Origin of the sequence: Desulfomicrobium baculatum DSM 4028 (genome assembly GCF_000023225.1) — a bacterium.
GTDB classification, from domain to species: Bacteria; Desulfobacterota; Desulfovibrionia; order Desulfovibrionales; family Desulfomicrobiaceae; genus Desulfomicrobium; species Desulfomicrobium baculatum.
In genome coordinates, this window is sequence record NC_013173.1 from 2,306,525 (window position 1) to 2,319,076 (window position 12,552).

At 56.7% G+C, this 12,552-nt stretch carries 9 protein-coding genes; 6 read left to right on the forward strand and 3 right to left on the reverse strand.

Going from position 1 to position 12,552, the window contains the following annotated elements; all coding sequences use genetic code 11:
* The first annotated feature begins 29 nt into the window (after nucleotides 1–29).
* The 4 genes from DBAC_RS10060 to DBAC_RS17925 all read left to right on the forward strand — a co-directional run bounded on the left by DBAC_RS10060 (nucleotide 30) and on the right by DBAC_RS17925 (nucleotide 4,858).
* Nucleotides 30–1,382: a putrescine aminotransferase gene (locus DBAC_RS10060; protein WP_015774184.1), complete on the forward strand. Its 1,353-nt coding sequence runs from the start codon at nucleotides 30–32 to the stop codon at nucleotides 1,380–1,382.
* A 9-nt stretch (nucleotides 1,383–1,391) separates the two neighbouring features.
* Complete coding sequence (locus DBAC_RS10065) at nucleotides 1,392–3,173, forward strand: aldehyde ferredoxin oxidoreductase family protein (protein ID WP_015774185.1); 1,782 nt, start codon at nucleotides 1,392–1,394, stop codon at nucleotides 3,171–3,173.
* Nucleotides 3,166–3,687, forward strand: coding sequence for a 4Fe-4S dicluster domain-containing protein (locus tag DBAC_RS10070; protein WP_015774186.1), 522 nt, complete (start codon nucleotides 3,166–3,168; stop codon nucleotides 3,685–3,687). The genes DBAC_RS10065 and DBAC_RS10070 overlap by 8 nt, the downstream gene beginning before the upstream one ends.
* Nucleotides 3,688–4,165: 478 nt before the next feature.
* Complete coding sequence (locus DBAC_RS17925; protein WP_015774187.1) at nucleotides 4,166–4,858, forward strand: YMGG-like glycine zipper-containing protein; 693 nt, start codon at nucleotides 4,166–4,168, stop codon at nucleotides 4,856–4,858.
* 133 nt (nucleotides 4,859–4,991) lie between these two features.
* Here the strand turns inward: DBAC_RS17925 and DBAC_RS10080 are convergent, their stop codons facing one another.
* Nucleotides 4,992–6,404, reverse strand: a complete 1,413-nt coding sequence (locus DBAC_RS10080) for a tetratricopeptide repeat protein (protein ID WP_043810812.1) — start codon at nucleotides 6,402–6,404, stop codon at nucleotides 4,992–4,994.
* Nucleotides 6,405–7,192: 788 nt separating this feature from the next.
* Between DBAC_RS10080 and DBAC_RS10085 the strand changes: the two genes are divergently transcribed.
* Both DBAC_RS10085 and DBAC_RS10090 read left to right on the forward strand, forming a co-directional pair.
* A complete protein-coding gene (locus tag DBAC_RS10085; protein ID WP_015774190.1) occupies nucleotides 7,193–8,830 on the forward strand; it encodes a DEAD/DEAH box helicase in 1,638 nt (545 codons plus the stop codon).
* 40 nt (nucleotides 8,831–8,870) lie between these two features.
* On the forward strand, nucleotides 8,871–10,067 hold the full coding sequence (locus DBAC_RS10090) for a pyridoxal phosphate-dependent aminotransferase (protein ID WP_015774191.1): 1,197 nt from the start codon (nucleotides 8,871–8,873) through the stop codon (nucleotides 10,065–10,067).
* A 250-nt stretch (nucleotides 10,068–10,317) separates the two neighbouring features.
* On the opposite strand, the gene DBAC_RS10095 is transcribed toward DBAC_RS10090, so the two are convergent.
* Together DBAC_RS10095 and DBAC_RS10100 are read right to left on the reverse strand one after the other, a co-directional pair.
* Nucleotides 10,318–10,977 carry a response regulator gene (locus tag DBAC_RS10095; RefSeq protein ID WP_015774192.1) on the reverse strand — a complete coding sequence of 220 codons (660 nt, stop codon included), beginning with the start codon at nucleotides 10,975–10,977 and terminating at the stop codon, nucleotides 10,318–10,320.
* 27 nt (nucleotides 10,978–11,004) lie between these two features.
* Complete coding sequence (locus DBAC_RS10100; protein ID WP_015774193.1) at nucleotides 11,005–12,447, reverse strand: HlyD family type I secretion periplasmic adaptor subunit; 1,443 nt, start codon at nucleotides 12,445–12,447, stop codon at nucleotides 11,005–11,007.
* Nucleotides 12,448–12,552 lie beyond the last annotated feature (105 nt).

A 12,552-nucleotide genomic window follows, 5' to 3' on the forward strand; every position in this document is an offset into this window, starting at 1 on the left:
CCCGTACGCAAAATTTTTTGGAGAACATCATGCATCGCGACATCTCAAAGGCCCGGGCTGAAGCCCGTTTCATGCTCGAAGCCATCCACACCCCCGACGACCAGCTGACCCTGGAGCAAAGGCAGGACATCGCCAGGAAGACCGTCGAGAACTTCCGGGACAACATCAACAAGGGCTTTCTGAGCTACCGAAAATCCGTGACCCAGGCCGAGGATTTCGCCTACACCGAATGGCAGGGCCAGGGTTCGGTCATGCGCGACGTGCTGGGCCGGGAATTCATCGACATTCTCGGCGGTTTCGGCCTCTACAGCCCCGGCATCCGCCACCCCAAGATCGTGGCCGCCGTCAAGGCCCAGCTCGACCGCTCCCCGCAATACAGCCAGGAAATGCTCGACCCCCTGCGCGCCCAGCTGGCAAGGGTCATCGCGCTTTTGACCCCCGGAGATATCCAGAACGGATTTTTTGCCAACAGCGGCACCGAGGCCGTGGACGGGGCCATGAAGCTGGCCAAGATGTACACGGGCAAAGCCGGTTTCATCTCCACCTTGAAGGGCTTTCACGGCAAGTCCCTGGGCGCGCTCTCGCTCCTGGGCAAGGCCGTGTACCGCGAACCGGCCATGCCGCTCCTGGAGAGCGTGATCCACGTGGAATTCGGCGACGCCGAGCAGGTCGAGCGCGCCCTGTCCATCGCCCGGGCCGTGGGCCAGGGGGTGGCCGCCGTGGTGGCCGAGCCCATCCAGGGCGAAGCCGGGGCCGTGGTGCCGCCGGACGACTACTGGCCGCGCCTGCGCGAGATCTGCGACCACTACGGCGTGCTGCTCATCGCCGACGAGGTCCAGACGGGCTTCGGCCGCACGGGCACGATCTTCGGCGTGGACCACTGGGACGTGACCCCGGACATCATGTGCTTCGGCAAGGCTCTCGGCGGCGGCGTGGTGGCCATGAGCGCCTTCTTCGCCAAGGCCAGGATCTGGGAATGCCTGACTCCCAACCCCTTCATGCACACCACGACCACGGGGGGGAACCCGCTGGCCTGCGCGGCGGCCCTCGCCCACATCGAGGTCATGCTCGATGAGGACACCCCCGGCCAGGCTCGGGACAAGGGCGCGTACGTCATGGGCAAGCTCAGCGAACTCAAGGGACTCTACCCCGGCATATTGGAGAGCATCACGGGCAAGGGCCTGCTGATCGGCATGAACTTCGTGGACGACGAGATCGGCTACAAGGTCGCGGCAGGACTCTTCGCCCGCCGGGTGCTGACCGCCGGGACGCTGACCAACGCGAAGGTCATCCGTTTCGAACCGGCCCTGACCATTTCCTATGAGCAGATCGATGAAGTCTTGAACCGACTGGAAGACACCTTCAAAAGCATCGCCGTGTAAGGAGGAGACATGAATCTGTACACCGGCTCCGTTCTGCATGTGGATCTGACCGCGGGAACAGCTCTAGCCATGCCCCTGCGCCAGGATTGGCTACGCGAGTACTGGGGCGGATGGGGTCTGGCGGCGCGGTATTTTCAGGAATACTCCGCGCCCGGCACCGATGCCCTGTCTCCGGACAATCCGGTGATCATCATGACCGGCCCGCTCTGCGGCACCCTCGTGCCCTTGAGCGCCCGCTTCTGCTTCATGTCCAAGAGCCCACACACGGGCACGGTCTTCGAGTCCAACGCGGGCGGAGCCTTCGGGCCTGAGCTGAAATTTGCCGGCTTCGACGGGATGGTCATCACCGGCAGGTCCGAAAAACCGGTGTACCTCTTCATCCGGAATGGCCGGGCCGAGCTGCGCGATGCCTCGAAACTCTGGGGCCTTGGGATCTTCGAGACCGAGGAAAAACTGCAACAGCTGACCGGCGGGGCCAAGACCCTGTCCATCGGTCCGGCGGGGGAAAACCTCGTTTCCTTCTCCTGCATCGGGACCGAGGCCTACCGACAGCTGGGACGGGGCGGCACGGGCGCACTGTTTGGCTCCAAGAACCTGAAGGCAGTGGCATGTAAGGGCACGGGCGCGGTGCGCGTAGCCGACATGAAGGGCTTTTTGTCCATCATGACCCAGGCCAAGACCGAATCCCTTTTGACCGGCGACAACCTGTGGGCCAAGACCGACGGCACCCCGGTGCTGGTCGACCTGACCAACGAGATGGGCATCCACCCGACCCGCAACTTCAGCCTTGGCGTGAACGCGGAGAAATCCGGCCTGGACAGCGACGCCATGAAGGCGGCACGCGCCGGAGAGCGGGCCTGCTGGTCCTGCCCCATGGCCTGCGGCAAGTTCACCCGCATAGACGGGGTGGAGATTGAAGGCCCGGAATACGAGACCCTGTGCCTGGGCGGCTCCAACTGCGGCGTGAACGATTTGGCCAGCATCGCCCGTTTCAACCGCCTCTGTGACGACCTGGGCCTGGACACCATCTCAAGCGGCGCGACCATCGGCCTGGCCATGGACATGGCCGAACAGGGACTGCGCGACTTCGGACTGCGCTTCGGCGGCGTGCCGGAGTATCTGGCCGTGGTGGAGGAGATGGCCCGCCTGTCCACGGACCGGGGCCGCGACCTGGCCCTGGGCGTGAAACGGCTGGCCGCAAAATACGCGGCCGAAGACCTGGCCGTCGAGTCCAAGGGCATGGAGTTTCCCGCCTACGAACCACGCGGCAACCACGGCATGGGTCTGGCGTACGCCACCAGCGAACGCGGGGCCTGCCATCTGCGGGCCTTCACCATCTTCGCCGAGAATCCCTTTGACGGCGCGCAACTGGCCAAGGACGTGGTCGCGGCCCAGAACCTGAACGCTATCAAGTGGGCCATGTGCATCTGCGATTTCTGGGGCACGATCACCACCGAATACCTGGCCCGGCAGCTCACGGCGGGTCTGGGCGAAACCGTCACGGCCGGGGAGCTGGACCGTGCCGGCGAGCGCATCTGGAACCTGCTGCGCCTGCTGAACAACCGCGAAGGGTTCACGGCCGCCGATGACAGCCTGCCCAAAAAGATCCTTACCCAGGCCTTGCGCGGCGGACCGCACGAAGGCCGCACGCTGGACATGGATGAGCTTGAAGCCATGAAATCACTCTATTATGCGGCGCGGGGCTGGAATGCGGACGCCGTGCCCAGGCCCGCAACCCTGGCCGCCCTAGGTCTTGAGCCATTGACGAACGCGGAGGTGCGGCATGCCTAGAATATTGGTGGCTCTACCGGAAAAATGCACGGGTTGCGGCCGCTGTCAGGCTGCCTGCTCGGCCGCCCACGACGGCGTCTTCGCTCCGTCCCTGGCCCGCCTCGGGATGGACAACTTCCCGCTCCTGGGCCGCTCGGTGCCCAGCGTCTGCTTCCAGTGCGCCAACCCCGACTGCCTGGCCGCCTGCCCGGAAGGAGCGATCCGCCACGACGAGTCCGGCACAGTGCTGGTTCACACGGACAAATGCACAGGCTGCGGCGGCTGCGTGGACGCCTGCCCCTGGGGACAGATTCGGATGGGCGCGAAAAATGTGGCCATCAAATGCGATTTGTGCGGAGGCGAGCCAAGCTGCGTGGCCGAATGCTCGGCGGAAGCCCTGGTCTTCACCGAACCGGACAAGGACCTGCGCAAACGGCGCGGGATGCAAATGAAAGAAAGATGCACGGTTGGATCGCCGGAGGGGAAAAGGGCGGAGCTGGCGCAAAGGCTGGTGGAGTCGAAAAACGGCATGTAGGGCCGCGAACGGTTGATGCTGTACACAATGACAGCATCAACCGCGCAAGGTCCGCTGTTTCAAAGAGGGATGGACTTAGACATTGGAGGAATCACAAGACCCGCTACAGGGCGACTGAGGTGATTCCGATTAGTTCGGCTGCGGGCTGGTTTGGCTCAATCGTCATGACTCTTCGCTTATATGCTCCAACTCCTGCAGCGTCGGGATGTTATCCTTTCCAGCAGACTGCCGAATCTGCCACTGCGCACTTCTCGGGGTCGGCGGCGATGCGTGTGCAAATTTTTCACGCAGACATCGCTTTTTTTTGATCGGGCGGTATCGTCTATTCACCACAAAACGTTACGAGCCCTCTCTGGACGACGCTTTTCCCGTGCTAGGGTTAATCAGTGGTACAAGAATACCCTCTCGCACGCTTTATGCTAGAAACGTGCTCTCGCGCATAATTAAAAATGCACAATCAAGGAGCATGAGCGGTCATATGAGAATTGTTCAAAAAGTCGTGCTGATCGGATTTCTCGGAGTTTTGGCCACCGGATGCATGTATCCGGGCGGACGCCCCGACTACACCGGTTCCGGCGCTTTGAGCGGCGCGGCCACGGGTGCGGCCATCGGCGCCATGGCCTCGCATTCCGGAGAAGGAGCGTTGGTTGGCGGGGCAATCGGCGCCATCGCCGGAGGCATCATAGGGCACGGCATGGATGCGCAGCAGGAAGCGCAGATCCAGGCCCAGGCCCCGCAGACGTATGAGCGGATTCAGCAGAATGAGCCGCTGCGCGTCGCAGATGTGAAAGAACTGGCACGTGCGGGGGTCAGCGATGAGCTTATCATCAGCCAGATCCGCAATTCTCGGACGATCTATCATTTAGCCACAGCCGAGATCATCGGCCTGAAAAACGATGGTGTCAGCGAGAACATCATAGATTTCATGATCAACACGCAGACCCACACGCCCTCGGAGCAGTTCGTGGCCAGACCAACCCGGACAGCTCAAATTCCAGAGACGATTTATGTGCTGCCCAGGCCGGGCCTTTTCTGGATCGGCGGCGCATGGATGGGGCCAAGAGATCATTGGGGCGGGCACAGGGGCTGGCACCGTCCGTACAGGCCATACCGCCACGGACACTACGGTCCAAGTCGCAATGGCCGCTACGGTCACTCAAGACGATGGTGATGGATAACGGGAACTTCGACAGCGGGGGAGCGAGCTTTCAAATGCTCCCTCGCTTGGGCTTTACGTCTGCTACCGATCCAGTTCCTTGATGGTTCTGACCGGAGGCAGACGAAGTGTCAGATCGTCCAATTTCTTATAGTCTGCCCAGTTTGAACAGCAAAGCGCTCAACGCATTGTTTTGCTGCAGGGGATTGCTGGCGATTGAGATGATGTTCTCGTTGATGCTCGGGTCGTCTTTTCCGAAATCCGGATTTACGCTCAATATCTCGAATATATAATCACTGGCTCTCTTGGGGCTGTTTTTTTGTTTGATCATTTTCAATTTTCCATGCGCGATATGGTGACAAATTGCGGCATTATACAGTGCCGTGGACCAGAAATCGACGTCCATTTTCGTGCTTCTCTTCTCTTCTCTGACCGCCAAAAGAGAATAAATACTGCAGGCTCCATCCGGATCACTGAGTTTATTCATCCGAAAATAGGCGATCTCGCTCAGCAACGTCTTATCGACGTGTCCGTTTCGTAGCGCAATTGTCACATACTCTTTCGACATCTCGACCGATTTATGGTCAACACAGACATTTGCGATGTCAACAATCAAACTGGACACGCGATCTTCAGATGTGATCTTGCGAGCTGCGTAGATTGACTTTCCGAAAAACTCTTTCGCCTCATCCTCTTTATTGAGTGACAAGCATAAATCGCCGATCTTTTCGAAATTCGTGTAATCGAGCGTGTTGATCTGCGCGAACTTTTTGAGCCAAAAAATCTCGCCACGTTTCCTTTTGGTCACCGAGCACAGTTTCGCGAGGCTCGCATACGCCTGAAAGCTGAGTTGCTCGTCCTGTAACCCGCGTATGTAGCACCGGCCGGCCTTTCTGTATTCCCCAAGCGCCAGATGCACATCCCCGCAAAAAAGAAGAGCCGGGTGCGTTTGCTCGTATTCCGCAGCTATTTTCTGACAGATCGCAAGCGCCTTCCCGTGCTCTTGCTTCTCAAGGCAGCCCTTTCCAAACTCGATAAGACGATCCAAGATGGAAGCTTCCGCAAAAAGGGACATGATCCGGGACTTGAGATCATTGGGCATAAACGGCTTTATCAGAACAGCCCGGGTTCCGCGGGCGTAAAGCAGACTAATCAAACCATGGTATGCCTTATCAACAATTGCGATGGCTTTTAGTTTATCCTGATACTTTACATAAATATCATCCAGTAAATGAAAATAGACGGCACTATTTTCATTGTTGAAGTCCAATATAAGCAGCAATTCTTTGTATTCTTCCAAAGAATTAATAAAATTCTTGTGCGCTTTTGATTCCCTGAAGTCATCCGTAACGAGAATAACGTAAGCAGATAAGCCAAGCTCGTTAACCATAGTGGTGATTGTTTTCCGAATCCCCATTTCCCGGCATAAAATACATATCTTGCCATTATTGCTAACAAAAGAAGCCAAGCTGGAGAATTGTTCCTGCGCCATGATCCCCTCAAAAAATGTTTTTCTCGATGGAACACATTTTGTCTCTTTAGCCAAGAAATCAATAATCATAACAATTTCATGGTATTGTAGTAAAACTGCCCCCTCTTTTTTTCCAATCGAATATTCTAAAAAAACAGCACAGGGCAAAAGACATTTGAGGTGGATTCTTTCGATGACCGCCGAAAGATGCTGCCTTGTCCGACTTGATGGTTCGAGCAGATCAGGCACTGTTCAAAGCCAAGAACATGGGACGCAATCGATTTGAATGCTTTGACTGAAGCTCTGAAATGACAAAGGGGAGTTTTCTCCCCTTTGTCCGCGTAGCCGAGTGTGCCGCAGACAGTTTATCCCCCGGCACAGGCCAAAACCGGAGACAGTCGTTAAAGCGAGCTTAAGGTCAATCTTTCTTCACCTGCTTGTCCTGTTTTTCCTTTTTCTTCCCGGCTTCTTTGCTGGCTTTCTGTTTTTGCAACTTTTCCTTATCCTTCTTTCCGCCTTTGTCGCCCATGATCCGCTCCTTGGTGTAAAAGATCCTGTTCATACAATGGCTCCAGATTTCAGGCCCTATCTGCGCGCAAGGGGAATCGGAGCTGCCATAAAGGAAATTTGATATCTGGTAGCACGTTGGCAACCGCGCGGCAATGTCTTCATAAGATTGAAATACTAAATTTCATATCACGCAGCGAGCTGTCATCTCCCGCATCTTCGCGGAGTGGACACACTCACCGGAACTGACTAGATAATGATTTGCGGAAATCGTCGTCAGGGTCTTGCCCCTTTTTTCTGACTTGATCCAATCCCCGGAAATCCCGATTCGCCCACACGCTTTTTTATCAACAGAATTTTGAAGGAATATTATGTCATTTGATCAACTTGGCCTGCGGGTCGAACTACTGAAAGCTATCAAGAACAAAGGATATGAAGCCCCCACCGCCATTCAGGCCCAGGCCATACCCGTCATCCTTGCCGGAAGGGACATTCTGGCCCGCGCCCAGACCGGGACAGGCAAGACAGATGCCTTCGGCCTGCCTATCGTCCAAATTCTCGGTTTAACGCGAGGCAACGGCCATCACCCCCGTGCCTTGATCCTCACCCCCACGCGGGAACTGGCCCTGCAGGTCGGCGAGAGCATCAAAGCCTATGCCCGCAAGGTCTCCCTGCGCTGCACCGTAGCCTTTGGCGGGGTGCGCATCGAACCTCAGATTGCGCGCCTGGAACGCGGCATTGACATTCTGGTGGCCACGCCGGGACGTCTGCTTGATCTTGCGAGCCAGGAACATCTGAGCCTCGCATCCATTGAATTTCTGGTTTTCGACGAGGCCGACAGGATGCTTGACCTGGGGTTCAGCGGAGAGATCAACGCAATTCTCGACCTCCTGCCCACAGTGCGCAGGACCATGCTCTTTTCCGCCACCTACACGCCGCAGATCAAGGCCCTGGCCGCAAAGATGCTGGACAAGCCCGAATACATCGAGATCACTCCCGACACCGCCGCCGCTGAAGCGGTGCAGCAGAAAGTGCACCACGTGAATAAAGACAACAAGCTTCCCCTGCTGCTGCATCTCATCGAGAAGCAAAAACAGGATCGCATCCTGGTCTTTGCCCGCACCCGGACCTGGGCCAACAGGCTGACCGACAAGCTGGCCGCCCACGGGATCAGTGTCGCGGCCCTGCACGGCAGCAAGAGCCAGTCCCTCAGAAAGCGGACCCTGGAAGAATTCAAGGACGGCAAGATCCATATCCTCGTGGCCACGGATGTGGCCGCGCGCGGACTGGACATCAGCAACCTGCCCCTCGTGGTCAATTATGATATCCCCAACTCCCCCGAGGATTACGTGCATCGCATCGGACGCACAGGCCGGGCCGGCGTCAGCGGCATCGCCGTGTCCCTGGTCAGCCCCGAGGAGCGCAACCTGCTCCTGGCCATCGAAGACCTGCTGCGCCACCAGATCCCGGTGGAAGCGGTCAAGGGATTCACTGAAGACAGCGACGTCCCGGATTTCGTGCTCTACCGCCCCGGTAATCCCAAAAGCGAGCGAAACGCCCCCAGGGCGATCAAGGAACTGGTGGCCAAAAAATCTCCAGCCAAGCTGACCGTTCAAGGCCGAGGCAAGAAACCCAAAGACGCGGGTCCGGAATCAACGACGCGCGGCAACAAGAACGAAAAATCGGACGCCCGAAAAGCAGAAGACAAAGACACCAGGCCGGATTCCAAGCCACGCGGCAGAAGCACCGGAAAGCCAGACGCGCGGTCAGGGAAAGACTCCGGTCCGGACGCCAAGGGACGCGGCAGACGAAACGAAAGAACAGATACCAGGACAGGGTCCGAGAAGAATTCCGGTCCGGAGTCCAAGGGACGCGGCAGAAGGAACGAACGGTCGGAAGATTCCCGCGCCGGGGCCGATAAGCGCGGAGGAAACACGCGCGGCAAGGCCGCCCGGCCCGATTCCCGGCCCGCCCAGCCAGCCAGGGGGCGGTCCAGAGGCAGAGGCTAGGTCTTCTCCAATCAACGTTCAAACTAACGTGAGCTGACACATGCATATCGCAGACAGGATAAGCAGACTGGGAACCGAGACGGCCTTTGCGGTTGCCGCCCGCGCGGCCGCGCACAAGGCCGCCGGGCATGAGGTTTTCCCTTTTCATCTGGGCGACATGAACATCCCTACCCCGGCCAACGTCATGGAGGCGGCCTGCCGCGCCATGCGCGCCGGCAAGACCGGCTACTGTCCGAGTCCCGGCATCCCCGAGCTGCGCGACGCCCTGGCCTTGGACGTGAACGCGGCCAGAGGGACCTCCTACGCCATGGAAAACGTGGCGATTCAACCCGGCGGCAAACCGGTCATCGGCAAGTTCATAATGGCCTGCATGAATCCCGGCGAGGAAGTGCTCTACCCCAATCCCGGCTACCCCATTTACGAATCCCAGATCGAATACCACGGCGGAGTCGCCGTGCCCTACCGCTACCTGCGGGATACGAGCGGATTTCATATCGATCTGGATCATCTTCAGAGCCTGATCACCCCGCGCACGCGAGCGATCATCATCAATGACCTGCAGAACCCGCTCGGGGCGCAGTGCTCGGACGCGGAACGGAACCGCCTGGCCGAACTGGCCATGCGCCACGACCTGGCCGTTCTTCTGGATGAAGCCTATTTCGACATCCGCTACGGCGGGAAAAGCGTCTCCCTGGCCTCCATCCCGGGCATGGCCGAGCGCAGCGTGATCCTCTACACCTTCTCCAAGAAATTCGCCATGACGGGCTGGCGTCTGGGCGCAGCCATCGGCCCACGTGAGATCATCGATGTCGTCGCCAAGCTCAACGTCAACGACGAGTCCTGCTCCAACCATTTCGTGCAGCACGGCGCCCTCGAAGGCCTGACCGGCGACCAGTCCGGACCATTGGCCATCCTGTCCACACTCAAGGAGCGGCGCGATGCTGCGGTGGAACTTCTCAACTCCATGTCTGGCGTTGACTGCCCCAGCCCCGAGGCCACCTTCTACCTCTTCCCCGAGGTCACGGAACTGATGTCTCGCAAGGGCTTTACGGACGATTATGCGAGCTTCGCCGAGGACATCCTGGTCAAAACAGGTGTCTCGCTCTGTACCCGGCTGCATTTCGGACGCCCACTCCATGGGGAGGAACGACGCTTTATACGCCTGGCCTATTCCGGGATCGACGTGGACGGAATCCGCAAAGGACTCCTCGCATTAAAGACGTATGCGGCTCAATAATCTCACTGCAAAAAGCCTTCATTCTTTTCAAGAAATGGATGCATGTGAACTATGCGGAAATACTGAATTCCACCTGACAGCTACATGCCCGCGTTCCTCCGCTGGACGCGCGTTCACGGGCATGGCTTTTTTAGACATGTGCCGGCTTTTTGCAGTCACCTTTCGTATGGCTGAAAAAAAAAACGAATATGCTGATAAAATTTACGTAGCAGCATAATATGTCAATTCCATTAATTCGTATTTTATCTTTTCAATTTATACCGCTTATTGTCTCCAAGACATAGGGCTTTCCTTGACGAAGCTCTGACAGGTTGTGGATTCCGAGTTTTACGAGAATATTTGACCTGTGCTTGTTCACCGTCTTAATGCTTATAAAAAGAATTTCAGCGATCTCTCTGCTTTTATTCCCATCGATAATGAGTTTAACAATTTCTTTTTCCCGTGACGTAAGGTTATGCAAAGGGGGAAGAGAATTTCGATGGTGGTTGACCAAAAGATAATCCTCAACAATTATCTTGGCCAACTTTGGACTTATAAACATCTCGTTTTTCATGGAATAATGAATCCCTAAAAACAATTCTTCCGGGCCGGAACCCTTGAGCACGTAGGCGTTGGCGCCGAGGGCAAGGGCCTGAAACAGCAGTTCGTTATCCTCGCAGATGGTCAGCAGAATAACAGGGACATTCGGCGCCACCTGTTTCAACTGCCGCAAAACCTCCGTGCCGGAAATGTCAGGAAGCATCAGGTCAAGCAGGACAATATCCGGATGCAACATGCCAAAAAGCCTTACCGCCTCCTTGCCGCTGCCGGTATCTGCATCAATGCTGAACCCACCCCGCATCTCGATCATTGTCTTCAGCCCTTTGCGCAATAAAAGATCGTCTTCAACCAAAAGAATCTTTTTTTTCATACCCTTCTCCGTAAAAATTGCGTCTACTCATTGCTCGTTCAGCGTACCTGACTTGGATTTGAGGATAGGCTTGAGAAGATACTGCAGCACGGTCTTCTTGCCAGTGAGCACATCCACTTCCGCCACCATGCCGGCTATGATCGGAAGATCTTTTCCATCCCGGCTTTTCAGGGACGCTTTGTCCGTACGCACCTTGATAAGATAGTAGCTCAGATTTTCCTGCTCGTCTGTTATGGCATCGGCGCTTATGTGCTCCACGACGCCTGGCATGCTTCCATAGATAGAAAAGTCATAGGCCGTGATTTTCACCTCAGCAGCCTGACCGGGGTACAGAAAGGCGATATCCTGCGGCAGGACCTTGGCCTCTATCAAAAGAGTGTCTTCCTGCGGTACGATTTCAAGCATTTCCTTGCCCGCCCCAACGGCTTCTCCGATTGTGGTCACAAAAACCCGCTTCACCGTGCCATCTACCGGAGACCGGACACTCGTGCGGTCCATTTTGTCTTCCAACGCTGGCAAGGTCTCTTTCACGCCCTCCATTTCCGTGCGGATCTTACTCAACTCGTCCAATATGGCGGAACGCTGCTTGCCTTTCTCTTCTTCGATGCGATGGTTTGCGCCCTCGACAGCCGCTGCCGCCTTCGGAATTGCCAGACGCGACTCGGCAATCTCGCCGGAAAGATCGGAAAGTTCCCGTTGCGCTCGCAAGAGGTCCATGTCCGAAGCCGCGCCCTTGGCCGTCATGCTGCGGATCATGTCCACTTCTTTCAACAGAAGCGCATGCGTTCTGAGCTGAAAGTCCATCCTGTTCTTGAACTCTTTGAACTCCTGCGAGCGCTGCTCCCGCTCACGCTCAAGTACGCTCAACGCGGCACGGCGACTGTCGTTTCGAGACCGCAAAAGCTGGCGCTGGTTTTCGACAAGGTGCGGCTTTTGGCTCAAAATATCTGGCGGAAAATCTATGTCTTCCCTGGCGTTCAGTTCCGCTTCCAACCGGGCGATGGCGAGGGTCGAATCAAGGAAGCCCGACTGCTGCTCCCGATACCTGGACTCCATCTGAATCTGATCAAGCAAAATGAGCAGTTGCCCTGTGCCGACCAGATCCCCTTCCCGCACCAAAATCTCTTTGACTATCCCCCCCTCGAAATTTTGAATGCGCTTTATTTCGGATGACGGGATGACCTTGCCTATACCCCGCACCACTTCATCAAGCGGTGCATAGGCTGCCCACGAAACGGCGACTATAAAAACAAGGGCCACCGCAATCAGGAGAACATTGGCCGCAAACTGACGGGAGGAATCGAGTTCGCGCAAGTCGTTCACGAATCCGCCTCCTTCGCCTCGGATGCTTTTCGATCCGGACCGGCCTGTTTTGAAAATCTTCCTGGGAGAAGAAGCATGCGAGCTGTCCGCGGCAGTGGCGTTCGTATCTTCTGCCTGAAAACCGGACTGATCGTTTTGCGAACTCATTTCTTTTCTCCCATGCATTGCAGTTGTGCTTGAACGTCAGAATTTTCTTAAGATGCAGTTGCAGCGAAAACAGATTCCAAGACCATTATCTGTTACCAATCATAA